Raw genomic sequence first — 26,525 nt, 5'->3', positions numbered from 1 at the left:
ACAAACGTGCAGGTCACAGGCCTGACGCTGAGAGCTCCAGTCGCTGAGAGCTCCATCTGCAGGGTGCGGGTGGCGCGCGGGCGGCGCGCGGGCGGCTGGCACAGCAGGGGCGGTAAGGTAGCCGACATGGGAAACATGCTGGTCACGGGCGGTGCCGGGTTTATCGGGGCGAATTTCGTCAGGATGGCGCTGGAGCGCACCGACCACCGCGTGACGGTGCTGGACAAGCTCACCTACGCGGGCAACCGGGCGAACCTGGACAGCGTCGACGCGGAATTCGTGGAAGGGGATGTCGCCGACACGGCCCTGGTGGACGCGCTGGTGGGCGAGGCGGACACCGTGGTGCACTTCGCGGCCGAGTCCCACAACGACAACTCGCTGCGCGACCCGTCCGCGTTCGTGCACACCAACGTGGTGGGCACGTACACGCTGCTGGAGGCTATCCGCAACCACAGCCGGACCCGCCCGATCCACTTCCACCACATCTCCACCGACGAGGTGTACGGCGACCTGCCGCTTTACGGCGACGAGCGTTTCGACGAGCACACCGCGTACAACCCCTCCTCGCCCTACTCGGCGACGAAGGCGGGGTCGGATCACCTGGTGCGGGCGTGGGTGCGCTCCTTCGGCATCTCGGCGACGATTTCCAACTGCTCGAACAACTACGGCCCCTACCAGCACGTGGAGAAGTTCATCCCCCGGCAAATCACCAACCTCATCGACGGTGAGCCCGCCAAGCTGTACGGCACCGGCGAGCAGGTCCGCGACTGGATTCACGTGGACGACCACAACGCCGCCGTGCTGGCCATCCTGGAGCGCGGCCGCCCGGGCGAGACCTACGCCATCGGCGCAGACACCGAGCGCACCACGAATAAGCAGGTCATCGAGTTGCTGTGCGAGATCGTGGGCGGCAGCTTCGAGCACGTCGCGGACCGCCCCGGCCACGACCAGCGCTACCAGATGGACGCCGCCAAGCTGCGCCGCGAGCTCGGCTGGGAGCCGCGCTACACCGACCTGCGCGCCGGCCTCGAGCAGACGGTCGAGTGGTACCGGGCGAATGAGTGGTGGTGGCGGCCGGGGAAGGCTGACGTCGAAAAGCGTTATGCCCTCAGCGGGCAGTGAGCCGATACGCTGGCACCCATGCGCGAGACTCCGATTGCCGGCCTGACCATCCACGAGCTCACCGTCCACGAGGATAACCGCGGCTGGTTCAAGGAGAACTGGGCTGGTCAGGGCCTTCACCCCGTGCAGCAGAACGTGAGTTTCAACGCGCAGGCCGGCACGACGCGCGGGATGCACGCGGAGCCGTGGGATAAGTGGGTGTCGGTGGCGTCGGGAAGCGTGTACGGCGCGTGGGTGGATATGCGCGAGGGCTCGGAGACGTTTGGCGCGCGCTTCGGCACCGAGATCACGCCGGGCACGGCGGTGTTCGTCCCGCGCGGGGTGGCCAACGGCTTCCAGGCGCTCGAGGACGCGACCAGCTACATTTACCTGGTCAACGCGCGCTACAACCCGCACGGCAGCTACGCGTTCTGCTCCTACAGAGAGATCGACTGGCCGCTCGAGCCCACGGAGCTTTCGGCGGCGGATCAGGAGCACCCTTCGCTTGCCGACGCTTCCCCCGTACCGCCCCGCCGCATCCTGGTCACCGGCGCCGACGGCCAGCTGGGCAAGGCCCTGCGCAAGGTGTGGACAAACGGCGAGGCGGACTTTTTCGGCCGCGCGGAATTCGACATCACGGCGATTCCGGAGCTGGACTACTCGCAGTACTGGGCGGTTGTGAACTGCGCCGCCTACAACGACGTCAACGGTGCGGAGCAGGACCGCGCGGCGGCGTGGGCGGTGAACGCGGATGCCCCGGCGCGTCTCGCGGCACTGGCCAACGAGCACGACCTGACCTTGGTGCACGTGTCCAGCGACTACATCTTCGACGGCTCCGTGGAGGTCCACACCGAGGAGGAGACGGCGAGCCCGTTGAGCGCCTACGGGGCGTCGAAGGCCGCGGGCGACACGGCGGCGCAGGTCGCGCGCAAGCACTACGTCGTGCGCACGTCCTGGGTGTTCGGCGAGGGGAAGAACTTCATGGACACGATGGCGGGGCTTGCGGAGCGGGGCGTGGAGCCGAAGGTGGTGTCTGACCAGCGCGGCCGCCCGACGTGGGCAGAGGACCTGGCCAAGGGCATCGCGCACTTACTTGCCACGCACGCCGAGTACGGCGTGTACAACATCACCTCTGCAGGCGACACCGCCGGCCGCGACGAGATCGCCATGGCGGTGTTCATCGGCGTGGGCGCGGACCCGTCGTCCGTGCACCCGGTGACCACCGCGCAGTACGCGGAAATCGCCGGCCCGGAAGCCCCGCGCCCGGCGGAGTCCACGCTGGACTTGGCCAAGATCACCGCCGCCGGCTTCACCCCCACCAATTGGCGAGCCGCGCTCGCGATATATCTGGCGTCCAGGTAGTGCCATGGGCTACAACTATTGGGAGCAATATCACTTCTTCAGGAGCCCCACCATGACGAACACCAGCAACCGGTTCAACCTCCGCACCGCCGCCGCGACCGCGCTGGCAGCGACGATGTGCGCCACCGTCGTGGTGAGCAACGCGGGCGCCGCCACCGAGACCGCGACGTCGATGTCTGCAGTGTCGACGACGACCCAGGCGTCGGAAAGCACGACGTCCTCCCGCGCGACCGTCACCCAGACGGTGACCGTGACCCCGACCGTCACCGCGGGCGCGACCACCTCGACCACCGCCACCACGACGACGACCACCAGCACGAACGAGCAGATCGCGGTGCTCCAGGCGTTCTCCTCCGGCGATTTCTCCAACGTGCGCACGAGCTCGGTGATCCTGTTCGTGTTGAGCATCATCACCGGCATCCTCACCCTGGTGATGAATCTGGACACCCCGCAGAACCGGGAGGTGCTCCAGAAGTTCGGCATCACGCTGCCGTTCTAACCCATGAAGGGGATCATCCTCGCGGGCGGTTCGGGCACGAGGCTGTACCCGATCACCAAGGGCATCTCGAAGCAGCTGATGCCTATCTACGACAAGCCGATGGTCTACTACCCGCTGACCACGCTGATCAGCGCCGGTATTCGCGAGATTCTGGTGATCACCACGCCCGAGGACAGGCCCGCGTTCGAGCGTTTGCTTGGCGACGGATCCCAGTTCGGCATCATGCTGCACTACGCCGTGCAACCGTCCCCCGACGGGTTGGCGCAGGCATTCCTCATCGGCGAGGAGTTCATCGGCGACGACGACGTGGCGCTGGTGCTCGGCGACAACATTTTCGACGGCACCGAGCTCACCCGCATCCTCGGCGAGACCCGCAGCGTGGACGGCGGCGCGATCTTCGCCTACGAGGTTTCCGACCCGCAGCGCTACGGCGTGGTCGAGTTCGCCCCCGACGGCACCGCGCTCTCCATCGAGGAGAAGCCGGCCGCGCCGAAGTCGAACTTCGCCGTGGTGGGGCTGTATTTCTACGACAACGAAGTCGTGGAGATTGCCAAGCAGATCACCCCGAGTGCGCGCGGCGAGCTGGAGATCACCTCCGTCAACGAGGCGTACCTCAATAAGGGCCGCCTGAAGGTGCACCGCCTCCACCGCGGCGACGTGTGGCTGGACACTGGCACCATTGATTCGATGAGTGAGGCCAGCGCGTACGTCGAGGTGATCCAGAAACGCACCGGCACCGTCATCGGCTCGCCCGAGGTGGCCGCCTACCGCGAGGGCTTCATCGACGCCGCGGCGCTCGAGCAACTCGCGGAACCCATGATGAAATCCGGCTACGGCCGCTACCTCCTCGACGCCGCGAGGGACTAGGTTGAACAGCAACATGACACCTGAAGAGATCGCGATAGCCGAGGACTTTGAATCCGGGTGGTCAGAGGAGCGCCTCGACCACGCTGAAGTGAGCTGGGGACCGGGGCTTCTTCAGGTACTGTCCCCCGATCTGGCAAATAAGATCCGTGAGCGCGCTGAACAGGACGGAACCTCCGACCTCGAGGTGATCCGGCTCGCCCTGACGCAATACCTTGCAGAAGGGGATGTAGCGTAGCCATGCCAACTATCGCCGTATTGATGAGCGTCTACCGCGGCACTGATGCCGCCGAGCTGGCGGTCGCCCTGCAGTCGCTAGCTGTGCAAACACGCCCCGCCGATGAGATTGTGATTGTCTTCGACGGGCCGGTGTCGGATGCGGTCGAAGACGTGGTTTCCGCGTTCGTCGGCACGCAGTCGTCCGCCCGCACGCTCCCCCTGCCCGAAAACGTCGGCCTGGGCCGCGCGTGCAATGCCGGGCTGGAGACGATCGAGACGGACTACGTCGCGCGCCTGGATTCGGACGACGCGGCGCGGCCGGAGCGCTTCGAGCGCCAGCTCGCGTATTTGGAGGCGCACCCAGAGGTGGCGGCGCTGGGCACGGCGGTCGAGGAGTTCGAGCACGAGCTTGGCGACGGCGGCAACATCCGCGCCCTGCCCGAAAACCCTGCCGCGTACGCGAGGATGAACTCGCCGTTGAACCATCCGTCGGTAATGTTCCGCACCGCGGCGGTGAAGGCTGCGGGCGGCTACCAGCACGTGCCGTTCATGGAGGATTACGACCTGTGGGCGCGCCTGCTCGCCGCGGGCCACGAGCTGGCCAACCTGCCCGAGCCACTCACCTTTTTCCGGGTCAACGACGCGCAGCTGCGCCGCCGCGCCACGGCTGAAACCCGCAAGGCGGAGCGCACCATGCAGCGCAACCTGGTGGCATACGGGCTGGTCTCGCGCCCGCGCGCGATGGTGAACCTGGTGGTGCGCAACCTGTATCGCGCGCTGCCGATGGGCCTGACCAAGCGCGTGTACTCGCGCCTGTTCCACCGCGACGGGTGACGCGGGGTAACCTTTAGCGCGATGGACGCGTCGCGCAACGTGCCGGCTCAGCCGGCGATGGATTTCAGTGACACCTGGCTCGTTATTCCCTGCTACAACGAGGGCCAGGTGATTTTCGACGTGATCACCCACGCCAAGCAGACCTTCCCCAACATCGTGGCAGTCAACGACGGCTCCGCCGACAACTCGGCGGAGGCGATCCGCGCGTCGGGGGCGAAGCTGGTGAACCACCCGGTGAACCTTGGCCAGGGCGCGGCGATCCAGACGGGTGTGGAGTACGCCCGCAAGCAGCCCGGCGCGAAGTACTTCGTCACCTTCGACGCGGACGGCCAGCACCAGGTCAAGGACGTGGTGGCGATGGTTGAGCGCCTGCGCCAAGAGCCCTACGACATCATTGTGGGCACGCGCTTCGCCGGCCAGGACAATTCGCAGGTGCCGTGGATCAAGCGCGTAGTGCTGCAGGTCGTCGTCATGCTGTCGCCGCGCACCCGCCGCCTGGGGCTGTCGGACGCGCACAACGGCCTGCGCGCATTCAACAAGAAGGTGGCGGAGGAGATGGACATCCGCATGAACGGCATGTCCCACGCCTCCGAGATCGTCACCATGATCGACGACAAGGGCTGGCGCGTCACCGAGCAGCCGGTGGACATCCTCTACACCGACTACTCCATGTCGAAGGGCCAGTCCCTGATTAACGGCGTGAACATTCTCGCCGACGGCATTGTGGCTAGGAGGCTCAAGTGATTCAGCTGGTCTTGATCATCGCCACGATTGCGCTGGCGGTGTACTTCTTCCAGAACCGCAAGAAGGCGAACGCGAAGGCGTGGGTGAAGATCGGCTTCGTCGTGCTCATTGTCGCCGCCATCTGGGCGATTTTGCGTCCCGACGACGTGACCGTGCTGGCCAACTGGCTCGGCGTGGACCGCGGCACGGACCTCATGCTCTACGTACTGATCATCGCGTTCTTCTTTACGACGATCTCCACTTGGACCCGCTTCCGCGAGCAGGAGCTGCGCTACGCGCGCCTCGCCCGCGCGGTGGCGCTGCAGAACGCCGAGGCGGAGGACGCCTAGGAAGCGGCGATCACGCCGGCGACGTGCTGGTGGCCGCGCGCGTTGACGTGGATCGGCAGGTGGCCCGGGCCGCCGTAGAAGTCGACGAGGCCGGCCCACATGCGCATGTGGTCGGGCGCGCACATGTTGTTATTCCAGGTCGAGGGCTTCAGATCCAGGAACTCGACGCCCGTTGCGCGCGCCAGGTCAACCTGCGCCCACTGGATGGAGTCCTCCCACTCAGCCACCGCGGCGAACGGGGTGGTGTCGTGGGTGTTCGGGGCGATGTGGAAGAGGCAGACGTTGCCGTTCCAGGTGATCTTGGGGTAGCCGACGATCTGGATGCGGGCGTTCGGAGCGGCGGCCTTGATGCGGTTGATCTGCGGCGCCATGGCGGCGACCCAGTCGCGGCGGAAGGCGGCGCGGTCGCGGCCGTCGTTGTGGTACGTGTCGTTGAAGCCGGTGGAGATGATGACGCGGGCGGTGTTGCGGTTCAGGCCGCCGTCGTTCACGGCGCGGGTGACCTGGGAGGCGAACTGCGGGCCCTTCTGGATGCTCACGGTGCCGGAGCAGGAGTAATCCCAGGCCGGCAGGCCCAGGCGGTTCGCTGCCTGGCGGCCCCAGCTGGTGGGCGAAGTCGGGCACCACACGTTGACGTCGGAAGAGCCGCGCGAATCGAAGCCCAGCTTGCCGCCAAGCCACTGCGGGCCGGTCGGGTCAGCGATCACGGAATCGCCGAAGATTACGGCGTTGCGCTGCTGAGCTGCAGCTTCAGGCGCCGCGGCAAGCGTGATGCCGGCGACGGCGAGCACGGTGGCCATGACAGCGGCGGCGATGGTAGCGATACGGCTGCGGAACGCGATATTTTTCATGGAAAAACCTTTCCTCCCGACAGGGCAAGCGTCCTCGCAGGCGCGACACACGCTTTTGTCACACTAGTAACTTACGTAACAGTAACCACTTACGCTACTTTAATACCATGCGCCCTACAGAACATCCTGTATTCGTGCTGAAGTCCTTCGCGCGTTTCGTGCCGGCCGTGATCCGCGCCGGCCTCGTCAGCACTGAAGGCGGCCCCCGGGCCGCCGCCGCACTCCTGCCCAACCTCGCCCGCTACTGGTTCACCACCGCCCGCGAGATCGAGCAGGGCGCGGCCGCGACCCCCGACCGCACCGCGCTCATCGACGACGACGGTGTCCTCTCCTACCGCCAACTCCGCGCCCAGACGAGGACGCTCGCCCACTGGCTGCTCGGCCAGCAGCGCGACCGCGGCCTCGACGAGCTGCGCATCGGCGTGATGGCCCGCAACGGCCGCGGCATCATCCTGCCGCTCGGCGCGAAGGGCTACACCGGCGGCCACATTTTCCTGCTCAACATCGGCTCCTCCCCCGAGCAGCTGCGCGGCATCTTCGAAGAGAACAACATTAACGTGCTCTTCATCGACGACGAGTTCGCCGACCGCCTCCCCACCGGCGCCCCCGTCATGGACGGCATCACCGTCGTGCGCGCCTATACCGACGACGCCTCCGACGCAACCGGGCTCACAATCGGCGACATTGTCGTGCAAACAAACGTCGATACGCGCCTGCCCCGGTACCCCAAGCACGGCAACCTTGTGCTGATGAGCTCGGGCACCACCGGCATCCCGAAGGGCATCGTGCGCCCCGAGCCGCGCATGCCGTTCGTCATCGCCGGCTACCTCGAGGCGATCCCGTGGCGCTCCGGCGACACCGTGCAGCTCTCCGCGTCGATCTTCCACACGTGGGGCTGGTCCGCGCTGCAGGTGGCGCTGGCGACGCGCTCGACGATTATCACCCGCCGCATCTTCGATGCCGAGGCCTGCTTCCGCCAAATCGAGGACTACCGCTGCGACGGCCTGATCTCCTCCCCGATCTTTTTCAAGCAGATGCTGGATTTCGAGGGCAACGACCAGTTCGACACCTCCTCCCTGCGCTACCTGGCCACCGCCGGCAACGCCGTCAGCCCCGCGCTGCTGCGCCGCACCACCGACCGCTTCGGCCCGATCCTGGCCAACATCTACGGCTCCACCGAGCTCGCCCTCGCCGCGGCCGCCTCGCCCGAGCAGATGCAGGCGGACCCGACCATCGTGGGCAAGGTCCCGCCCGGCACGGTGCTCAAGCTTTACGACGAAGACGGCAACGAAGTGCCTACCGGCGAAACCGGCCGCATCTTCCTCTACAACGAGACGGCGCTGAAGGGCTACACCAACCCGAACACCCCGATGGTGACCATCAACGGCCTCGTGGAAATCGGCGATCTGGGCTTCTTCGACGAGCTGGGCTTCCTGCACGTGCTCTCGCGCAACGACGACATGATCATCGTCGGTGGCGAGAACGTGCACCCGCAGTCCGTCGTCGAGGTGCTCGAAGACATGCCCGGCATCGACGACGTCTACGCCCACGGCGTGGACGACGACGCCACCTTTAAGCGCATCGCCGTGTGGGTTGTGCGCCGCGAAGACGACCACGGCGAGGGTCTGAGCGCCGATTCGGTGCGCGACTGGGTACGCGCCCGCCTCGCCGACCACTCTATCCCCCGCGACGTGCACTTCATCGACGAGCTGCCGCGCAACGCCGTGGGCAAGGTCGTTCCGCGCTTCCTGCCGGGCCTGAACAAGTAGCCTCCCGGGGGTGCGCGGCGTGTTCGGGACAGTCCTCGCGTTCCTGCTCACCGCAGGCTGGTCAGCCAACCACTTCGCGTCCGTGCTTGTCCTCCTCCGCGAGCACCAGAACTTATCGACGCTCCTGCGTTGACAGCTCCATTTAGGTCACCCTAAGTGGAGCTGTCAGCGGTAATGACGGAAAATCACGCCACAAAACCGCAGGTCGCTTGTGACGCATGTGACCTGCTCGCGCTGACGGCTCCATTTAGGTCGCCCTAAGTGGAGCTGTCAAGGCAGCGGGGCTGAGGATCCGCCAAGAGGCGCCCAACGCCCACAATGCCCGCGCCCGCACACCGCAGCAGGACAAAAGTGCCCCACGCCGACACACAACCCTCCAAATAAAAATGGAGCCACCTGCGAGAATCGAACTCGCGACCTTCTCATTACGAGTGAGATGCTCTGCCGACTGAGCTAAGGTGGCCGGCCACGCAGCGATCGTCGCCACACGTACCGAGGAAATAGCTTAACCCAGCGGGCGCGTAGGGAAAAACCGCAGGCTAATCAGCCTTGCAGGCGCGGCGCAGGTGGCCGATCATCCCGTTGAACGCCACCACGGGAGCAACCTGCTGGTTGAGGCGCTCGCGGCACTGGGCGATGGCGTCCTGGCAGGCGACGAGGCCGGGTTGGTCGACGCGCTCGGCAAGCTCGCGGGCGAGCCCTTCGAAGTCGGGGTGGGTCAGCGGCACCGGCGCACCGTCGCCACCCGCGCCGGACTGCACAACCAGCGCATCCCGGTAGATCCCGGCGAGATCAACGAGCACCAGGTCGAACACGTCGCGCTTGCGGCGGGTGCCGCGAGCCTTCTGCTGCGCTTCCAACTCCTTGAGCGCGGAGGCAGCACCCGCGGTCGCTTTCGCCGCGCCCTTGCCCTTCGCGCCGACGCCGAACGAGCGCTCGAGCTTCGCTCGCTCGGCCGCATCCTCCTCGGCGTAGGCCTCCACGGCTTCTTTCTCCGTCGCCTTGACCAGCGCCGCGACGGCCTGGAACGCCTGGGGCCCGAAGAAGACCAACTCGGCGAGGTTGATGCTGGTGGCGCGGCGCTGCTGAATGTCCACCGAGTGCACCAGCTTCCGGGCGCGGCCGAGGTGGCGCAGCGAGGTCGCGGCCGCCAACCGCGCATGCTCCTCGCTCGCGCCTTCTTCCTCCATCAAGATGCGCACGACCTCTGCCTCGGAAGGGGACGGAATGTAGAGGTGCCTGCAGCGCGAGCGCAGCGTCTGGGAAATGTCCTCCGGATCGGTCGACGGCGCGCACAGCACGATCACCGTGCCGGCGGGCGGCTCCTCGACTGTCTTGAGCAGCGCGTCTGCCGCCTCCTCCGTCAAACGGTCGGCGTTTTCGATGATGACGATGCGGTGGGAAGCGACCGTCGGCAAGCGGGCGGCTTTGGCCACGATTTCTTGGCGGACAAACTTCGCCGGAATCGTGAGTTCCTTGGGCACGACGTGCACGAGGTCCGTGTGCTGGCCGGCGAAGGCGTCGAGGCAGCCCTTGCAGCGCCCGCAGCCGATCTCGTCGGGATCGGTGCACACCAGCGCCGCGGCGAACGCGAGCGCCGCGTTGGAGCGCCCCGATCCGGGCGGGCCCGTGAAGAGCCAGGAGTGAGCCAACGCGCGCGGGTCGGTGCCGGCCAGGCCCCTGCCCGCGGCGGCCGCTGCGAGGATGGTGTCGCGGACCTTGGGGGTGTCGGCGAGACGCTCGCTCACGCTGCGGTAATTCACAGCGACCTAGCCTACTCGGCAATCGTGTGGCGGCCGGATCGGCGCTAAGGTGATACAGCATGGAACGACTCTGGCGCGGTCTGCGATGGTTGGGGGGCACGTCGTGGCCCCTCTACGCGGCGACCGTGCTGGGCACCAACGTGCTGGGTGCGGTGGCCATCATGGTGTTCATCCGCTTCTTCATCCCGATGCCGGAGGTGGAGCTGCTCAGCCTCGACCACCTGGGCCTGGGCACCGTCGGCCTGGTCTACGTGCTGGTGGCGGTGGTGCTGGGCATAGCCGTGACGGCGCTGATGTTTCGGCCGGTGCTGGAATGGCAGCTGCACCCCGACGACCACGACCCGAACATGGTGCGCAACCTGGTGCTTCGCCTGCCGGTGCTGCAGACGGTGATCGTGGTGGTGGTGTGGCTGGTCGGCATCGCGATTATCACCATCGCGGCGGCGCAGGTGAGTGCGAATCTGGCGATAGTGATCGGCATCGGCACGTCGCTGACCTGCTTCGTCGTCGCGGTGCTGACGTATCTGCAGGCGGAGCGCCTCGTGCGTCCCATCGCCGCCTCTGCGCTTGCGCGTCGTTTCGAGGACTCGACGCTGGAGCCGCCGATCAAGCAGCGGTTGTACATGACGTGGTTCACCACTTCCGCCGTGCCAATGATCGGCGTGCTGCTCCTCTTCGTCGCCCAGCGCAACGGCTTTTTCACCCAAACGCCGGGTGAGCTCATGCCGGCCGCGCTCGTGCTCACGTTCGCGGCGCTGGTGACGGGCTGGATGGGCACCGCGTTCGCCATCATGAGTGTCGTCGACCCGATCAAGGAGCTGCAGGACGCCATCAACCGCGTCCGCCGCGGCGAGGCGAACACGCAGGTGGACATTTACGACGGATCCGAGATCGGCGTCCTCCAAGCCGGCTTCAACGAGATGATGCGCGGCCTCAACGAGCGCCAGCGCGTGCGCGACATCTTCGGCCGCTACGTGGGCACCGAGGTCGCGGCCAAGGCGCTCGAGGAAAAACCCGAGCTGGGCGGCGAGGACCGCCGCGTCGCTGTACTGTTCATCGACGTCATCGGCTCCACCACCTTCGCCGTGAACCACACGCCGGAGGAGGTCGTGGAGGAACTGAACAAGTTCTTCGAGATCGTCGTTGAGGTGGTGCACCGCAACAAGGGCGTGATCAACAAGTTCCAGGGCGACGCCGCGCTCGCCGTCTTCGGAGCGCCAGTCTCGCTTCACGACGCCTCTTCCCACGCCCTCCAAGCCGCCCGCGAACTGACGGATGAGTTGGCGGGCCTCCAGCTCCAGGCGGGCATCGGCGTGGCCGCGGGCCATGTGGTTGCTGGCCACATCGGCGGCCACGACCGCTTCGAGTACACCGTGATCGGCGACGCCGTGAACGCCGCCGCCCGCCTCACCGAGCTGGCGAAGGACACCCCGGGCCGCGTGCTCACGAACGCGGGCACGCTGCGCTCCGCCAACGAGGTGGAGCAGCAGCGCTGGACGCTGATGAAGTCCGTGGAGCTGCGCGGCCGCAACAAGATGACGCAGCTGGCCCGCCCGGTGCGCTCCACCATGGCGGACCGCGCTTAGGCGGCTAGCTCTTCTTCGCGGCCTTCTTGGTCGCCTTTTTGCGCGTGGTCTTCTTCGCCGCCTTCTTGGTGGCCTTCTTCACTGTGCGTTTCGCCGCCTTCTTGGTGGCCTTCTTGGGGCCGTCCTCGGCCTCGCGGGCGCGGCGGGCGGAGAGCAGCTCGTTGGCGCGCGCGTCCGTCATCGTCTCGGGCGTGTCACCGCGCTGCAAGGACGCGTTGGTCTCGCCGTCGGTGACGTAGGCGCCGAAGCGTCCTTCCTTGATGCTCATCGGCTTGCCGGAAACGTCGTTGTCGCCCAGCATCTTCAGCGGCGGGCGGGCTGCGGCGCGGCCGCGGCGCTTCGGTTCCGCGTAGATGCGGCGCGCCTCCTCCAGCGTGACGGAAAAGATCTGGTCCTCGCTCGAGAGTGAACGCGAGTCGGTGCCCTTCTTCAAGTACGGGCCGTAGCGGCCGTTCTGTGCGGTGATCACCTCGCCGTCGGCCGGGTCAACGCCCACCTCGCGGGGCAGGGACAGCAGCTTCAGGGCCTCCTCCAGCGTCACCGATGCCGGGTCCATCGACTGGAACAGAGACGCGGTAGCGGGCTTCAACTGCTCGTCGACAAGCTCGTCGATGCGCTTGGTCTTCTGCGCCTGGGCGGTCTTGGTGTCCCAGTTCTTCTTACGCTTGCCCTCCGCGGCGCGCTGCGCATCCTCGGCCGCGCGCTCCTCGGCTACCACGTCTTCTGCGCGCGCTTCGGCGGTTTCCCGTTCGTCGTCACGCACGAGCTCCGTCACGTACGGTCCGTAACGGCCCTCCTTGGCCACGACGGCGCGGCCGTTTGCTGGGTTGACGCCCAGCTCGCGGCCGGACTGCGGGGTGGAGAAGAGCTTCTCCGCCATGTCGAGGGTGATCTCGTCCGGCGTCGCGGATTCGGGCAGGTTGGCGCGCTGGTACTCGGGTTCGCCGTCGGCGGTGGTGCCCACCTGGCGCTCGATGTAGGGGCCGTAGCGGCCGACGCGGACGTAGACGGGGCGGGTCTCGCTGTCGTCGAAAAGCTTCAGCGAGTTCGCCTCGCGCGCGTCGATGTGCTCGAGGTTGTCCTCGATGAGGTGCTTCAGGCCGCCGCGGCGCGCCACGGCCTCCGCCATGGAGTCGTCCGCGTCGGCGTCGCCGAAGTAGAAGCTGGTGAGCCACTGCGTGCGGTCCTCGTTGCCGTGCGCGATCTCATCCAGCTCATCCTCCATGGACGAGGTGAAGTCGTAATCCACCAGCGCGTCGAAGTTGTCCTCCATGAGTCCGACCACGGAAAACGCCACCCACGTGGGCACGAGCGCGTTGCCGCGGGTGACCACGTAGCCGCGGTCCTGGATGGTTTTGATGATGCTGGCGTAGGTGGACGGGCGTCCGATGCCTAAGTCCTCCATCTTCTTCACCAGGCTGGCCTCGGTGTAGCGCGCCGGCGGGTTGGTGCTGTGGCCGTCGGCGGTGATCTTGGTTGCGTCGAGGACGTCGCCCTCCGCTACCTGCGGCAGGTGCGTCTCCTTGTCCTGCGTGTCCGAGTAGGCGCGCAGCCAGCCCGGGAAGGTGATGGTGCGGCCGGTGGCGGCGAACTCGGCAGTCTCACCCGTAGCCGCCTGGCCTTCCAGCACGACCTTGGTGGAGTTGCCGCGTGCGTCTTCCATTTGGCTGGCGACGGTGCGCTGCCAGATCAGCTCGTAGAGCTTGAACTCCTCTGCGTCGAGCGCGCCCGCGAGCTGGCCCGGGGTGGCGAAACGCTCGCCGGCGGGGCGGATCGCCTCGTGCGCTTCCTGCGAGTTCTTCACCTTGCGGGCGTACACGCGCGGGGACTTGGACACGTAGTTGGCGCCGTACAACTCAGTTGCAGCAGAACGCGCGGCGTCGAGACCTTGCTTGGACAGCGCGGTGGAATCCGTACGCATATACGTGATGTGGCCGTTTTCGTACAAGCGCTGCGCGATGCGCATCGTGCGCGCGGAGGTGAAGTGCAGCTTGCGGCCGGCCTCCTGCTGCAGCGTCGATGTCATGAACGGCGCGTACGGGCGCCGCGTGTACGGCTTCTCCTCCACCGATGTCACCGTCAGGTCGCGCCCCTCGAGGCCTTCCGCGAGGGCTTCCGCCCTTTGCTTATCGACGATCGTGACATCCGCCGCCTTGAGTTTGCCGCGGTCGTCGAAGTCGCGGCCCTGCGCGATGCGCGTGCCGTCGATGGCGGTGAGCTTGGCGTCGAACTCCGTGCGCTCACCCGCCTGCGGGCGGGCGGTGGCGGTGACATCCCAGTACTCGGCGGCGATGAACGCCATGCGCTCGCGCTCCCGCTCCACAATCACGCGGGTGGCTACGGACTGCACGCGGCCGGCGGACAGGCGCGGCATGACCTTCTTCCACAGCACCGGGGACACTTCGTAGCCGTAGAGGCGGTCCAGGATGCGGCGGGTTTCCTGCGCGTCCACCAGGTCCATGTCCAGCTCGCGGGTGTTCTCCGCGGCCTCGCGGATGGCGGACTCGGTGATTTCGTTGAACACCATGCGCTCCACCGGCACGGTGGGCTTCAGCGTCTCCAAAAGGTGCCAGGCAATCGCCTCGCCCTCGCGGTCCGGGTCTGTTGCGAGCAGCAACTTGTCCGACCGCTTCAGCTTCGCCTTGAGGTCCGCGACCTTCTTCTTCTTGTCCGGGCTGACCACGTAGATGGGTGTGAAGCGGTCCTCCGGGTTCACGCCGAGCTTGGCCCACGGTTCGTTCTTGTACTTCGCCGGGATGTCCGCGGCGCGGCCGGGAAGGTCGCGGATGTGGCCCACAGAGGCCTCGACAATGTAATCGTCGCCCAGATACTTCTGGATTTTCTTCGCCTTCGTCGCCGACTCCACGATGACGAGAGTCTTGCCGTTTGCAGCCACGCTGGGTGACACCTCACTTCACATCCCGGAAAACTCACTCATTTGTAGCAGACATACCGTGCACCAGAACTTCAATAGACTCCCAGACCCAATTTCGCGGGGGGACTACACTCGCGGTGGTGATACGCAAGGAGGTGGCCTAACCCATGGTTGATGCCCTGATTGGGTTCCTCCACCAACTGATGGCCATGCCGATCTTCTATCCGCTGGTCAGCATTCTTATTGTGGGCGACGCACTGTTCCCGGTCATTCCGAGCGAGACGGTGCTCAACCTTGCCGGCGCGTTCGCCGCGTCGCAGGGGGTGCCCAGCATCAAGGGTGTGATGATCGCGGCCATCATCGGCGGCGTCATCGGCGACAACTTGTGCTTCGCCTTCGGCGGCAAGCTCATCGGGGTGGTGGACCGCCTTGACCCCGAATCGAAGGCCGGGCAGGCCATAGGCTGGGTGCGCCGCAACATGAGGCGCGGCGCCGGCATCACCATCCTGGTCGCGCGTTTCGTTCCGTGGGCGCGCTGGGTGGCCACGATCGTGCTCGGGTCGGTGCGCTACAGCTGGTTCGCCTTCTTTATTTACGACACCGTCGGTGTCATTATCTGGGCCGTCCTCTCCGTCGGCCTCGGTTACATCGGCGGTTCCCTGCTCTCGGACTTCCCGCTGCTGGGCATGCTCGCCGGCCTCCTCCTCGGCTCCCTGGTGGGCCTGGTGATCCAGCGCGCGCAGTCCCGCCTCTTCGAGTGGCACGACGTGCGCCGCGGTATCTCGGCGATCTAGAAACCGGGCGTCGAGAAGCGAAAAGCCCCGCACCGTGGCAGGGCTGAACTGGGAAGAGGCTTAGATCGCGCGGACCTGCTGGGCCTGCGGGCCCTTGGCGCCCTCGCCGATCTCGAACTCGACCTGCTGGTTCTCCTCCAGGGTGCGGAAGCCGGAGCCCTGGATCTCGGAGTAGTGGACGAAGACGTCGGAGGAGCCGTCGTCAGGAGCGATGAAGCCGAAGCCCTTTTCGGCGTTGAACCACTTCACGGTGCCGGTTGCCATGGTGAAGACCTTTCAGAAGATGAAGAATTGTGTTGTTGGAGCCGTCCACCAGGCAAATCACCTGATGCCCGCGTACACGATCATCGCGAGCACCTGTTTAGGCGCACACAAAATCTGTGACCGCCAACCAGTGTGCCACGAATCGCCCGCACCGGCACGACTTAATCCCCTCCGCTGTAGGTTGATCTGCATGGTTGGTTTCGGAGCATCGCTCATCGCGTCACTGCAGCGACGTTTCCCCACGTCCACCATCACCCACGTCGAAACCGTCCCCGCCGCACCCTCGCGGCACGCGCCGTGGCCTGGTTGGGTGGATCCCGAGCTGAAGCAATTGCTTATCGACGCAGGCGTAACAACCCCCTACTCCCACCAAACCGCCTGCGCCGAGCTGGCCTGGCAGGGGCGCGACGTGGTGATCGCCACCGGCACATCCTCGGGCAAGTCTCTCGGCTACCAGCTGCCGGTGCTCTCTGCCCTGGCCGCCGATCGGCGGGCCTGCGCCATGTACATCACCCCAACGAAGGCTCTCGGATCGGATCAGCTGCGAGCGACGTTGGGTTTGGTGGGAACGTCGATAAGCATGGAATCCATTTACCCCGCCCCTTACGACGGCGACACGCCCGCCGAGGCCAGGGCCGGGATCCGGGAGCAGACGCGGTTCGTCTTCACCAACCCGGACATGCTGCACGCGGGGATTCTTGCTGGTCACGCGCGGTGGGCGCGGCTGCTGCGGCACCTGAAGTACGTGGTGGTGGACGAGTGCCACGCCTACCGCGGCGTGTTCGGCGCGAACGTGTCGCTGGTGCTGCGGCGCTTGCTGCGCATCGCCGCAGTGTACGGGGCCAATCCGACGCTGATCTTCGCCTCTGCCACCGCCGCGGACCCGGCTGCGCAGGCCTCGCGGCTTTGCGGGCGGGACGTCGTGGCGGTGACCGAGGATGGCGCCCCCACCGGCGAGCGCACCATCGCACTCTGGGAGCCCGGCTTCATCGAGGGTGCCGAGGGCGAAAACGGCGCGCCCGTGCGCTACGCCGCGACGACGGAGGCCGCCGCCATCATGGGCACGCTCGTCGCGGAGGGTGCCCGGACCTTGACGTTCGTTCGCTCCCGGCGCGCCGCAGAGATCGTGGCCATGCGCGCGCAGGAGGAGTTGGTGCTGCTCGGCCGCCCCGACTTCGCCGCGCGCATCGCCTCCTACCGCGCCGGGTACCTCGCGGAAGACCGCTTCGCCTTGGAGCGCGCGCTCGACGACGGTTCACTGCTCGGCATGGCCACTACGAACGCGCTCGAGCTGGGCATCGACGTCGGCGGGCTGGACGCGGTGGTCATGGCCGGTTTCCCGGGCACCGTCGCGTCGTTTCGCCAGCAGGCGGGGCGTGCCGGGCGGCGCGGGCAGAGTTCGGTCGTGGTCATGGTGGCCCGCGACGAGCCGATGGACACCTACCTGGTTCACCACCCGGAAGCGCTATTGGGCCGCCCGGTGGAGAACAGCGTGTTCAACCCGCACAACCCCTACCTGCTGCGCGGGCATGTGTACTGCGCCGCGGTGGAGCGGCCGCTGACGGAGGCGGACGTGGCCGCGTTCGGCGCCGCCGAGGTCGTCGCCGAGTTGGAGGAGGCCGGCTACCTGCGCCGCCGCGGCGAGCGCTGGTTTGCGGTGCCCCAGATGGACCGCGAACCGACGCCGGAGACCGCGCACGCCGCGGTGTCCCTGCGCGGCGGCACCGGCCACGAGGTGGCGATCGTGGACGTGACCGACGGCAGGCTCCTGGGCACCGTCGACACGAACAAGGCGCTGACCCAAGTCCACGACGGGGCTGTATACATCCACCAGGGCGAACACTTCGTGGTGCAGGACTTGAACCTGGAGGATTACGTAGCCTTCGTCGCGCCGGAAAACCCGGACTACTCCACGCAGGCGCGCTCCACCACGGACATCACCATCCTCGGCGACGCCCACGAACTGGTGAATCCCTCGCCGGGTCTGTGGGTGGCCAGCGTGGACGTGGAGGTGACCGACCGCGTCACCGGCTACGTAGTCCGGCTTCACGACGGCACCGTGAGCGAGCACATCCCCCTCGACCTGCCGGAGCAACGCCTGGTCACCCGGGCGGTTGCCTACACGGTGGATCCCCTCGCGCTGGAGGCGATGGGCATCAGCGCCGGCGAGATACCCGGCGCGCTGCACGCCGCCGAGCACGCCGCGATCGGCCTGCTGCCGCTTTTGGCCACCTGCGACCGCTGGGACATCGGCGGCGTCTCCACCGCGCTGCACCAGGACACGCTTTTGCCCACAGTGTTCGTCTACGACGGCCACCCCGGCGGCGCCGGCTTTGCCGACGAAGGCTTCGCCCGCTTCCACGAGTGGATCACAGCCACCTACGAGGCGGTGCGCTCCTGCGGATGCGAGTCCGGCTGCCCGAGCTGCGTGCAGTCGCCGAAGTGCGGCAACGGCAACCAGCCGCTGGACAAGCACGCGGCACTGAAGCTGCTCGGTGCGCTGGTCACCATGACGGCCGGCACCGAGCGAGGCAGCGCCCGCGACTAGCGCGGCACCGAGTCTGCCGACGCGACCGGGCCAGCCCGCGCGCTTGCCCGGGCGCGGCCCTTCGCCGCGGTGACGATCACATCGCCCTCCACGACCTCGCAGCGCTCGATGTCGGCGCCGTTCAGCGACGCGGTGTGCACGGCGGTACCGCAGGCATCCGCCCCGGAGAAGTAGGCAGACGCCCCGGACACCGCGGCCAGGTCGGCCGCGACCGCCACGCGGTGCTGCGCCGCCACGCCAGCCACCACCGCGACCACGGCGAACGCCAGCGCCGCCACAGCCGCGATGATGCCGGCGGCGGTGACGGAGGCGGAGCCAGACTCGTCGGCAAGCAATGCCCGGCGTGCGCGCAGCCAGCTCACCGCGCCTCCACCGGGAAGACCGCCTGGGCGCGCATGGTGCCGATCGCCGCCGGCACCGAAGCCGTCGCGGTGACCAGGCCGGATGCCTCCGCGAACTCGACGCTGCCGCGGGGAGGCTGGTAGGCCACCCCGATGGCGTGGGCGCGTGCGGCGGCACCGGCGATGTCCACAGCGGAGACGTACGCGGCCATGGTCGCGATTCCGGCCACGATCGCGGCGGCGACGGTGAGCAGGGTGGCCATGGACAGGGCCGTTTCTATCGTCGTCATCTAGCGCGGGGTGTTGGAGAGGGCGTTGGTGATCACGCCCTCGATTGCGGACATGACGCCGTTGCCGTTGACCACCATGTAGAGCACGCCGGCGAGCGCCGCGGCAGCTAGACTTCCGAACGCATATTCGATAGTCGTCATCCCGCGGTCATTGCCGAGTTTCGCGGCGGTGCGGCGGAGAAATTCCTGCGCAGCGTTGTCGGCGGCGAGGGCGATGCGGGTGGTGAAGGTGTTCATAGTTTTGTTCCTTTTCTGGTTAGTTGATGAGGTTGGCCCCCAGGCTGATCACGACCGGCGCGAGGCCGAGCGCGAAGAACGCGGGGAGGAAAAATGCGGTCAGGGGGATCGCGATGAGGACGCCGGCGCGTTCTGCTTTCGCGGTGGCGCCGTCGGCGGCTTCGTCGCGGAGGCGTTGCGCGATGCGCGCGCAGCCCTCCACGAGCGCGGATCCCGAGGCGTTGGACAAGGTCACGAGGTTGGCCAGGTCCGCGCCGCCGGGAATGGCGGCGAGTTCGGACCAGGCGCGCTCGGGGTCGGCCCCGAGCGCCAGAAGCGCGGCTGTGGTGTGCCAGGCGGTCGCTTCGCCCGGGTGCGTGTCCGCGACCGCCGCGACGGCGGTGGCGGGCGGCAGCCCGGCTGCGGCGCAAGCGGCGAAGATGCCGATGTCGCTGGCGCACCGGTGGGGGTCCGCCCCGGCGGCGTGCGGTCCGTCGCGGGGGCGGTGTGCCCGCGTGCCGACGCTCTTTTCCAGCCGCCGCGCCGGACCCGGCCCCGCAATGCTCAAGGCGCTAGCGGCAAGGAGCGCGGTGGTCAGCGAGATCATCGCGCGGCCCTCCCGATGATCTCTCCGGAGACCACGACGCCGGCGCAGACCAGCGAAGTGCCGATGATGAGCAGCAGTGATCCAACACCCGGAGAGGTGAGAACCGTAAGGGGGGAGGCACCCATGGCGCTGCCCATCGCGATGCCGGCAACTGGTAGCAAGGCGAGCACGGCGGCGGTGGTTTTCGGCCCGGCCAGCGCCGCGTCGGTGGCGGCGCGGTGCCTTAGAGCGTGGTCGATGTCGTCGCGTGCCGCGGCGAAGAGTCCCGCGATGGGCACGCCGCGGGTGGTGGAGAGCTCCCATACCGCGGCGATGCGTGCAAGCTCCGGGGTGGCCAGCTCCGGTACGGTGCCGCCGCGGTGGGCGGCGGCGACAAATTGGGCGACGTCGCGCTTCAGCCCCGACTCAGCGTCGGCGGGTAAGTGCTCGGCGGCGCGCGCCGCGGCGACCCCGAGGGCAGCACCGGCATCGACGCCTTCGGCAAGGTAGCCGATGAATTCGGCGGCATGGCGGGCTCTGCGGGCGTCGGCACGCGCGGTGCGCCTGGCGCTCAGGGTGTGCACGGTGGTGGCTCCTGCGAGTGCGCCGGAGACCACCACACCCGCCCGGCCGAGCGTGAGCGCGGCGAGCACGACCGCACTCACCCCGACGACAATCCACACCGGGTTCAGCTCAGCGCGGGTGGAGCTGGCGATGCGCTGGGCAGGGCCCGGCGCGCTGATGCTGATCGCGGCAGCGAGGCACACCGCGGCGAATGCGTGGTGGGGGCTCATAGCAGCTCCTCGTACCCCGCGGCGGGGCCAGTGTCGGCGTCCCACACCACGCGCGGTGTGACCGGCTGGCCTTCGAGCACGCCGATCTGCTGGACGCGGCGCACCCCGCCAGGCAAGCGTTTGACCACCACCACGGTGTCCACGGCCGCGGCGAGCTGGGCGTGCAGCCCGGCGCGGTCCAGCCCGCCGAGGGAGGCGAGGGCTTCGAGGCGGGCGGGGACCTCGGTGATGGAGTTGGCGTGCAAGGTGCCGGCACCGCCCTCGTGGCCGGTGTTGAGCGCGGCGAGGAGGTCGATGACTTCTGCGCCGCGGATCTCGCCGACGACGATGCGGTCCGGACGCATGCGCAGCGCCTGGCGTACGAGGTCGGCGACCGTGATCGCGCCCGCACCCTCGATATTCGCGCCGCGGGTGGAGAGGTTCAGCACGTGCGGGTGTGCCGGAGTGAGTTCGAGGGTGTCCTCGATAGCGATGATTCGCTCTTCGGGCGCAACCTCCGCGAGTAGCGCCGAGAGCAGCGTCGTCTTGCCTGAACCGGTGCCGCCGACCACGAGGAACGTCTTCTTGCGCCGCACCATCTCGCGCAGCAGCTCGGCGCGCTCGTCGTCGACCGATCCGCGCGCGACCAGGTCGTCGAGGCTCGCCGTCGCGGTGCGCAACACGCGCAACGAGATGCACGTCCCGGGCTGCGACGTCGGCGAGAGGATCGCGTGGAAGCGGAGCAGGGTGCCGTCGGGGCGGGTGATGTGGCCGTCGCAGAACGGGTGCGCGTCGTCGAGGCGGCGCCCGCACCGCAGTGCGAGGCGCGTGGCCAGGCGCCGCACGTCGGCTTCCGTCTCAAAGATGCGCTGTTCGGCAGGCACCGGCTCCAAGCCGCGGCCGCGGTCGACGAAGACCCGCTCCGCCCCGTTGACGCACACGTCGGTGATGTCGCCGCCGGCAAGCAGCGCTTCGAGGGGGCCGGCACCGACGGTGTCTTCGCGCAGGCGGCGCATGAGATCGAGCACGTCGATGTCGCTGATCACCACGGCTTCCTCGCGAATGAGCTGGGCGAGACGCTGCGGGGTGGGGGCGTGAGGTTCGTCGGCGAGGCGGCGCTGCACGCGCTCGAGGATGTCGCGGTTGGTGTCGGGGTTTGTCATCGCGCCGCTCCCGTCAGCTCGGCGAGCACCGCGTCCGCCGCCTGCGCGAGCGGGCGCGGGAGGCGCTCGGGCAGGCCGCTGCGCTCCACCTGGCTGGTCAGCCCCCGCACCTGGCGCAGCCGCGTGAGCACCTGGGAACCGGCGACGGCCTCGAGCTCTGCGGGAGATAAGGAGGCCCACGCGTCGTCCCGCACAACCAGCGCGTGCGGGATGCCGGCGGCGGCGCACTCGGCGACCACGCGGGCGGCCGCGGCGGCTACGCGCAGGCGGGCGGCGACGAGAACGACGGCGAGATCGCACCGCGCGGGTACTGCTTCCAACGGCGCGTCGAGAACGGTTACGCCGGCGGTCGCGACGGCGCTGACCACGGCGTCCACGTCGTCAGTACGTGCCGCGTGCGGATCCGGGATCGCACTGCGCCCGCAGGTCAACACGGCAATGTCGTCGCGCGTGGCGGGCAGCGCGCGCCGGATGTCCTCGCGTGCAATCACGCCGTCGCCCAGCTCGACCTCGCCCCACCGCGCGCCCGGCACGTCCTCGATGCCCAGCAGCAGATCGAGCCCGCCGGAGCGCCGGTGCCCGTCCACCAGCGTCGCCCCGCGCGCCGCCGCGCGCCTGCTTATCGACGCCGCGAACGTCGACGCCCCAAGTCCCCCAGCAGCGCCGACCACCGCCACCACCCGGCCGTTGTCGGCGACCGCCGCGTCGCCGCGCGAGTTGATTGCCCCGAGCGCGCGCAAGAGGTCGGCGGCCTGCGCGGGCAGCACGTACTCGCCGGGCCGGGCAGTTTCGGCGCTGGCCGCCACGACGAACGTGGTCGGGCTTGGGCTAAGCGGTGCGAAGGAGGCGTCGGCAAGCACGGCGCACGCCCTGGCGCAGACCCGGGCGAGCTGCGGCGGATCGGCGGCTTCGATGACCGGCCGCCCGCACGCGGCGGCGATGTGGAGGGCCTCGGGGAGCAGGAGCGGGTCCTCGACGGCGACGACGATGGGCGCCAGGCGACGCTGCGGATGTTTCACGTGTTCCATGCCGTCAGCGTGCACGAGTGCGTGTCGACGAAACAAGGGCGCCCGCAAAAGCTGTGGATAACTCCCCGTTTCCGATGACGTGTCAACACGCCGCCTGTGGATAACTCCGTTGCGGGGCCCCGGCACCGTTTACAGCGGGGCTAGACTCTGAACGCATGGGTGCCCACGCAGCTGCGTTCTTCGATTTGGACAAGACGATCATCGCAACGTCGTCTGCCTTCGCCTTCGGCAAGGAATTCATGAACAACGGCATGATCACCCGCCAGGAGGCGCTCGACCTGTACCTGACCAAGGCAAGCTACATGTTGGTGGGCCAATCCAGCGAGAAGATGGACACCACGCGCGACGCGCTGGCGCAAATGGTCGCCGGCTGGGACGTCGAGGACGTGCGGCGCATCACCACCGAAACCATGCGCACCGTGGTCACGCCCGCGATCTACGCCGAGGCGCGCGAGCTGATCGAGTCGCACAAGGCATCCGGCCACGACGTCATCATCATCTCCGCCTCCGCATCCATCCTGGTCGAGCCGATCGCCGAAGAGCTGGGCGTGGACACCGTGGTGGCAAGCGAGATGGAGATCGTCGATGGGCGCCTCACCGGCGAAGTCACCCGCTACCTCAAGGGCGACGCGAAGGCGGACGCGGTGCGAAAGTTCGCGGCGGACCACGGCTATGACCTTGCGGCCAGCTACGCCTACTCCGATTCCGCCACCGACGTGCCGATGCTTGAGCTGGTGGGCAACCCGGTGGCCGTGAACCCGGACCGGGCGCTGCGCAAGCACGCTGAGCAGCACGGGTGGAAAATCCGCACCTTCAAGAACCCGGAGCCGCTGATCCAGATGCCGAACGCGCGCGAGGTGGGCATCGGTGCCGGTGTGCTCGCGGGCGTCGCCGCGGTGGCGTTCGCCGGCGTGCTTGTCGGCAGGGCGATCAAGCGCGACAAGCGCTCGGCGTAACTGCCGCCCGAAACCCGCGTTTTCGCGGGGCAATGTGGGCAGAATCGTTGAAAAGTGGCTAGTGTGGTGTGGGATAACGTGACAAATCACACGCAGCATCGCGCCCGCTCCGCATCGGGCCATGTAGGAAGGTAACGAACAGTGAGCAAAGAAGGCCTCTACACCAGCGGTTCCACGGCAGTTTCCGCCAAGGTGGATTCCATTCCGCTGCGCGATACTGGCGTGACCCAGCCGGGCCAGGACTCCATTGGCACCCTGATCTCCAACGCCACCGAGCAGGTCTCCACCCTCGTGCGCGGCGAGATTGAGCTGGCCAAGGCCGAGGTCATCGGCGAGGTGAAGAAGGGCGCCATGGGCGGCGGCATGTTCGCCGCAGCCGGCGTCATCGCCCTGTACTCCACCTTCTTCCTCTTCTTCGCCCTTGCTGAGATGTTCGCGTCCTGGATGCACCGCGGCTGGGCGTTCCTGCTGGTCTTCCTGATCATGCTGGCGCTCGCCGGCCTGCTCGCGTTCCTGGGCTTTAAGAAGGTGCGCAAGATCAAGGCTCCGGAGAAGACCATTGAGTCCGTCAACGAGCTGAAGAACCTCGTCCCGGGCCAGGCCCAGGCGAACCTGGCCAAGGATGAGTCCGGCTTGTACAGCACCACCCCGGTCGCAGCCCCGCGCTCCGAGGCTCGCACCACCACGACCACCACGACTCGCACCACCACCGCCCGCCCGGTCCGCACCGGCGGCTCCACCGCGGTGACCCGCGACTAGTCTTTCACCCGGACTTTTAGGGCCCCTCGTGGCACGACGCACCCGGCCAAACCCGCCGAGTGTCGTCGAGCTCGAGGGGCCTTTTGCACACCAGATGCTGCACACCCGCGGCGTCCGCCTCCACGCCGCCGTCGCGGGCGACGCGCACAACCCGCTGGTCCTCTTGCTGCACGGCGCGTTCGGCGGCTGGTTCGACTTCAAGGACGCGCTCGACCCCCTCGCCCAGGCCGGGCTCCACGCCGCGGCGCTGGACCTGCGCGGCTACGGCATGTCGGACAAGCCCGCCCACCGCGCGGGAGACACGCTGCAAATCCTCGCCGGCGACATCGCCGGTGCGATCCGCACCCTCGGCCACCAAAGCGCCGTGGTCATCGGCGCGGACACCGGCGCGGTGATCGCGAACGCGGCCGCGCGCCGCTACCCCGACCTTGTCACGCGCACCATCGCGCTGCCCACCACCCGCGGCACCGCAGCCGCGCTTTCCCGCCTCCACCCGGCGCTGCTCGGCACCAGCCCCCGCACCCTGGACGCTATTTGGCGCGCCAACTTCAACGCCGACACCAGCGAGGCGTTCCACGGCACCCCGCTTTTCGACGATCATTTGCACCTCCGCCTCCAAGCCCGGCGCATCGACCACGCGCTGCCCCACATCGTGCGCACGTCGCGCCTGCGGCCCCGCACCCCCATCGCGAGCGACATGCCCGAGCTCGGGGCAAGCCGACTGCCGCACGTGGAGGACCCGGAGGGGTTTGCTGCGAGCGTCGTGAAGCGAGTGCTCTAAGCTGCGCCGACGCAAAGCTGCGTGTCCACGCGGCCGCGCAAACCGCGCACGTCGCCCACGCGCTCGCGGACCTGATCCGCGGTCAGCGCGTAGCCGGTCTCGGTGGAATCGAGGGAGGCGCCGAAGATCATGCCGACGACGTTCCCGTCCGTGTCCAGCAGTGGGCCGCCGGAATTGCCCTGGCGGATCTCGCCGCGGATGGTGTAGGCCTCGCGGTTCACGCGGCCCTGGGCGTAAATGTCCGGGCCGGAGATGTTCAGGCGGCCGCGGATGCGGGCGGGCGCGGCCTCGAAAGGGCCGGAGTGCGGATACCCCATGACCACGGCATCGTCGCTCGTAGCCAAGATCGTGGTCGACCAGGTCAGCGGTGCAATGTTGAGGTCGGGCGCGTGGAGCACAGCGATGTCCACGTCCGGGTCGTAGAGCACCACCTCTGCGTCCTTGACGCCCAGGACAGTGTCCAGCACGACGGTGTCCGTGCCGGCCACGACGTGCGCGTTGGTGAGCACGTAGCCGTCCTCGATCACAAAGCCCGTGCCGCTGAGTCGGCGCTGGCAGGAGCCGGAATCGCCCATCACCTGCAGCACCGCCGGGCGCACCCGCTGAACCATCTCCGGGTCCACCGCGGCCGGGTCCGGGGCGTCGACGGCCGCGCCGCGCGCCACACTGAACGGGGAGACGAGCGGCGGGAGGCCCGACTCGTCGAGTAGCGCCGCGATACGGGCCGGGACCTGGCCGAATGCATCGGGAGCCGCGGCGTCGATGGCAGCGAGCACGCGGGATTCGCGGATCGCGTTGCCGGCAGCACCTGGCACCGCCGCCGCCAGCGGAATCGAGGTGAGCCACACCACCAGCGTCACCGCCAGCGCCTGGAACACCGCGCCCACGAGGGAATCGACGTTGCGCGCCCCCTTCCGACGCACCCCCGCGCGCAACTGCGATCCGGCCGCCGCGCCCACCGCGTTGCCGATGGCCACGAGCAGCACCACAAGCGCAACCAGCAGCACCACGCGGACCGTCTGGACCTGCGACAGCGACATCACCACCGGCGCCAGCGCGAGACCCACCACCAGGCCCGCAACCACGCCGACGGCCGAGAAGACGCTCGACAGCGCCCCCTGGCGCCACCCGGCGGCGAGTGCGAGCACGACGACGAGGATCAGAAGAGCGTCAAGCGCAATCTGCACGCCGGCACCTCCTCGCCTCGGGTCACAAACACGCCCATCCTAC

At 68.0% G+C, this 26,525-nt stretch carries 27 protein-coding genes and 1 tRNA gene; 15 read left to right on the top strand and 13 right to left on the bottom strand.

The annotated features are described in order from the left end of the window. The first annotated feature begins 126 nt into the window (after positions 1-126). Genes rfbB through M5J20_RS10085 form a run of 8 tightly spaced genes read left to right on the top strand, consistent with a single transcriptional unit; the run spans position 127 to position 5,952 of the window. On the top strand, positions 127-1,122 hold the full coding sequence (gene rfbB / locus M5J20_RS10120) for a dTDP-glucose 4,6-dehydratase (RefSeq protein WP_253579223.1): 996 nt from the start codon (positions 127-129) through the stop codon (positions 1,120-1,122). An 18-nt stretch (positions 1,123-1,140) separates the two neighbouring features. After that, a complete protein-coding gene (locus M5J20_RS10115) occupies positions 1,141-2,463 on the top strand; it encodes a sugar nucleotide-binding protein (protein ID WP_253579221.1) in 1,323 nt (440 codons plus the stop codon). Between the two features lie 52 nt (positions 2,464-2,515). Further along, the gene (locus M5J20_RS10110) at positions 2,516-2,962 is read left to right on the top strand and encodes a hypothetical protein (RefSeq protein ID WP_253579219.1); all 447 of its coding nucleotides are present in this window, start codon (positions 2,516-2,518) and stop codon (positions 2,960-2,962) included. A gap of 3 nt (positions 2,963-2,965) precedes the next feature. Then, positions 2,966-3,829: a glucose-1-phosphate thymidylyltransferase RfbA gene (rfbA, locus tag M5J20_RS10105; protein WP_253579217.1), complete on the top strand. Its 864-nt coding sequence runs from the start codon at positions 2,966-2,968 to the stop codon at positions 3,827-3,829. Between the two features lie 13 nt (positions 3,830-3,842). Beyond that, the gene (locus M5J20_RS10100) at positions 3,843-4,064 is read left to right on the top strand and encodes a hypothetical protein (RefSeq protein ID WP_253579215.1); all 222 of its coding nucleotides are present in this window, start codon (positions 3,843-3,845) and stop codon (positions 4,062-4,064) included. A 2-nt stretch (positions 4,065-4,066) separates the two neighbouring features. Continuing rightward, complete coding sequence (locus M5J20_RS10095; RefSeq protein WP_253579213.1) at positions 4,067-4,879, top strand: glycosyltransferase; 813 nt, start codon at positions 4,067-4,069, stop codon at positions 4,877-4,879. A gap of 21 nt (positions 4,880-4,900) precedes the next feature. Then, positions 4,901-5,623 carry a polyprenyl-phospho-N-acetylgalactosaminyl synthase PpgS gene (ppgS, locus tag M5J20_RS10090; RefSeq protein WP_253579211.1) on the top strand — a complete coding sequence of 241 codons (723 nt, stop codon included), beginning with the start codon at positions 4,901-4,903 and terminating at the stop codon, positions 5,621-5,623. Further along, the gene (locus M5J20_RS10085) at positions 5,620-5,952 is read left to right on the top strand and encodes a DUF2304 domain-containing protein (protein ID WP_253579209.1); all 333 of its coding nucleotides are present in this window, start codon (positions 5,620-5,622) and stop codon (positions 5,950-5,952) included. Before ppgS ends, M5J20_RS10085 begins: the two co-directional genes overlap by 4 nt. Here M5J20_RS10085 and M5J20_RS10080 read toward each other — a convergent pair. Continuing rightward, positions 5,949-6,803 (bottom strand): GDSL-type esterase/lipase family protein, encoded by an 855-nt coding sequence (locus tag M5J20_RS10080; protein WP_253579207.1) that lies wholly within the window; start codon positions 6,801-6,803, stop codon positions 5,949-5,951. The genes M5J20_RS10085 and M5J20_RS10080 overlap by 4 nt on opposite strands. 107 nt (positions 6,804-6,910) lie before the next feature. Here M5J20_RS10080 and M5J20_RS10075 point away from each other — a divergent pair, with 107 nt between their 5' ends. After that, positions 6,911-8,572: an AMP-binding protein gene (locus tag M5J20_RS10075; protein WP_437177645.1), complete on the top strand. Its 1,662-nt coding sequence runs from the start codon at positions 6,911-6,913 to the stop codon at positions 8,570-8,572. 387 nt (positions 8,573-8,959) lie between these two features. Here M5J20_RS10075 and M5J20_RS10070 read toward each other — a convergent pair. Continuing rightward, positions 8,960-9,035: transfer RNA gene (locus M5J20_RS10070), tRNA-Thr, on the bottom strand. A gap of 76 nt (positions 9,036-9,111) precedes the next feature. Then, positions 9,112-10,335 carry a DNA polymerase III subunit delta' gene (locus M5J20_RS10065; RefSeq protein ID WP_253579203.1) on the bottom strand — a complete coding sequence of 408 codons (1,224 nt, stop codon included), beginning with the start codon at positions 10,333-10,335 and terminating at the stop codon, positions 9,112-9,114. Between the two features lie 59 nt (positions 10,336-10,394). Here M5J20_RS10065 and M5J20_RS10060 point away from each other — a divergent pair, with 59 nt between their 5' ends. Beyond that, positions 10,395-11,921: an adenylate/guanylate cyclase domain-containing protein gene (locus tag M5J20_RS10060; protein WP_253579201.1), complete on the top strand. Its 1,527-nt coding sequence runs from the start codon at positions 10,395-10,397 to the stop codon at positions 11,919-11,921. Positions 11,922-11,925: 4 nt separating this feature from the next. Here the strand turns inward: M5J20_RS10060 and topA are convergent, their stop codons facing one another. Further along, on the bottom strand, positions 11,926-14,817 hold the full coding sequence (topA, locus tag M5J20_RS10055) for a type I DNA topoisomerase (protein WP_253579199.1): 2,892 nt from the start codon (positions 14,815-14,817) through the stop codon (positions 11,926-11,928). A gap of 146 nt (positions 14,818-14,963) precedes the next feature. On the opposite strand from topA, the gene M5J20_RS10050 reads away from it, so the two are divergent. Next, positions 14,964-15,590: a DedA family protein gene (locus M5J20_RS10050; RefSeq protein ID WP_253579197.1), complete on the top strand. Its 627-nt coding sequence runs from the start codon at positions 14,964-14,966 to the stop codon at positions 15,588-15,590. Positions 15,591-15,650: 60 nt separating this feature from the next. Here the strand turns inward: M5J20_RS10050 and M5J20_RS10045 are convergent, their stop codons facing one another. Beyond that, entirely contained in the window at positions 15,651-15,854 is a 204-nt protein-coding gene (locus tag M5J20_RS10045) for a cold-shock protein (RefSeq protein WP_042409175.1), read from the bottom strand. Between the two features lie 190 nt (positions 15,855-16,044). Between M5J20_RS10045 and M5J20_RS10040 the strand changes: the two genes are divergently transcribed. Continuing rightward, entirely contained in the window at positions 16,045-18,402 is a 2,358-nt protein-coding gene (locus tag M5J20_RS10040) for a DEAD/DEAH box helicase (RefSeq protein WP_253579195.1), read from the top strand. Here M5J20_RS10040 and M5J20_RS10035 read toward each other — a convergent pair. From M5J20_RS10035 to ssd, 7 genes are read right to left on the bottom strand one after another with little or no spacing between them, the layout of a single operon-like run. After that, a complete protein-coding gene (locus M5J20_RS10035) occupies positions 18,399-18,764 on the bottom strand; it encodes an Rv3654c family TadE-like protein (RefSeq protein ID WP_253579193.1) in 366 nt (121 codons plus the stop codon). The two genes, M5J20_RS10040 and M5J20_RS10035, sit on opposite strands and share 4 nt — an antisense overlap. Next, on the bottom strand, positions 18,761-19,033 hold the full coding sequence (locus M5J20_RS10030; protein ID WP_253579191.1) for a hypothetical protein: 273 nt from the start codon (positions 19,031-19,033) through the stop codon (positions 18,761-18,763). The genes M5J20_RS10035 and M5J20_RS10030 overlap by 4 nt, the downstream gene beginning before the upstream one ends. Then, positions 19,034-19,270 carry a DUF4244 domain-containing protein gene (locus tag M5J20_RS10025; RefSeq protein WP_253579189.1) on the bottom strand — a complete coding sequence of 79 codons (237 nt, stop codon included), beginning with the start codon at positions 19,268-19,270 and terminating at the stop codon, positions 19,034-19,036. It lies immediately after the preceding gene. 19 nt (positions 19,271-19,289) lie between these two features. Further along, a complete protein-coding gene (locus tag M5J20_RS10020; RefSeq protein WP_253579187.1) occupies positions 19,290-19,856 on the bottom strand; it encodes a type II secretion system F family protein in 567 nt (188 codons plus the stop codon). Continuing rightward, positions 19,853-20,629 carry a hypothetical protein gene (locus M5J20_RS10015; protein WP_253579185.1) on the bottom strand — a complete coding sequence of 259 codons (777 nt, stop codon included), beginning with the start codon at positions 20,627-20,629 and terminating at the stop codon, positions 19,853-19,855. Before M5J20_RS10015 ends, M5J20_RS10020 begins: the two co-directional genes overlap by 4 nt. After that, positions 20,626-21,771 carry a TadA family conjugal transfer-associated ATPase gene (locus M5J20_RS10010; RefSeq protein WP_253579183.1) on the bottom strand — a complete coding sequence of 382 codons (1,146 nt, stop codon included), beginning with the start codon at positions 21,769-21,771 and terminating at the stop codon, positions 20,626-20,628. Before M5J20_RS10010 ends, M5J20_RS10015 begins: the two co-directional genes overlap by 4 nt. Continuing rightward, on the bottom strand, positions 21,768-22,799 hold the full coding sequence (gene ssd / locus M5J20_RS10005) for a septum site-determining protein Ssd (RefSeq protein WP_253579181.1): 1,032 nt from the start codon (positions 22,797-22,799) through the stop codon (positions 21,768-21,770). The genes M5J20_RS10010 and ssd overlap by 4 nt, the downstream gene beginning before the upstream one ends. A gap of 155 nt (positions 22,800-22,954) precedes the next feature. Between ssd and M5J20_RS10000 the strand changes: the two genes are divergently transcribed. The 3 genes from M5J20_RS10000 to M5J20_RS09990 all read left to right on the top strand — a co-directional run bounded on the left by M5J20_RS10000 (position 22,955) and on the right by M5J20_RS09990 (position 25,295). After that, a complete protein-coding gene (locus tag M5J20_RS10000; RefSeq protein ID WP_253579179.1) occupies positions 22,955-23,755 on the top strand; it encodes an HAD family hydrolase in 801 nt (266 codons plus the stop codon). A 141-nt stretch (positions 23,756-23,896) separates the two neighbouring features. Then, the gene (locus M5J20_RS09995) at positions 23,897-24,514 is read left to right on the top strand and encodes a phage holin family protein (RefSeq protein WP_253579178.1); all 618 of its coding nucleotides are present in this window, start codon (positions 23,897-23,899) and stop codon (positions 24,512-24,514) included. A 28-nt stretch (positions 24,515-24,542) separates the two neighbouring features. Further along, complete coding sequence (locus M5J20_RS09990; protein ID WP_437177644.1) at positions 24,543-25,295, top strand: alpha/beta fold hydrolase; 753 nt, start codon at positions 24,543-24,545, stop codon at positions 25,293-25,295. Here M5J20_RS09990 and M5J20_RS09985 read toward each other — a convergent pair. Next, positions 25,292-26,482, bottom strand: a complete 1,191-nt coding sequence (locus M5J20_RS09985) for a MarP family serine protease (protein WP_253579176.1) — start codon at positions 26,480-26,482, stop codon at positions 25,292-25,294. The two genes, M5J20_RS09990 and M5J20_RS09985, sit on opposite strands and share 4 nt — an antisense overlap. Between the last annotated feature and the right edge of the window lie 43 nt (positions 26,483-26,525).

The organism is Corynebacterium stercoris, assembly GCF_024160105.1.
Classification (GTDB): Bacteria; Actinomycetota; Actinomycetes; order Mycobacteriales; family Mycobacteriaceae; genus Corynebacterium; species Corynebacterium stercoris.
Note: the sequence above shows the minus strand (reverse complement) of the source record. Positions and strands in the feature narration are given on the sequence as shown.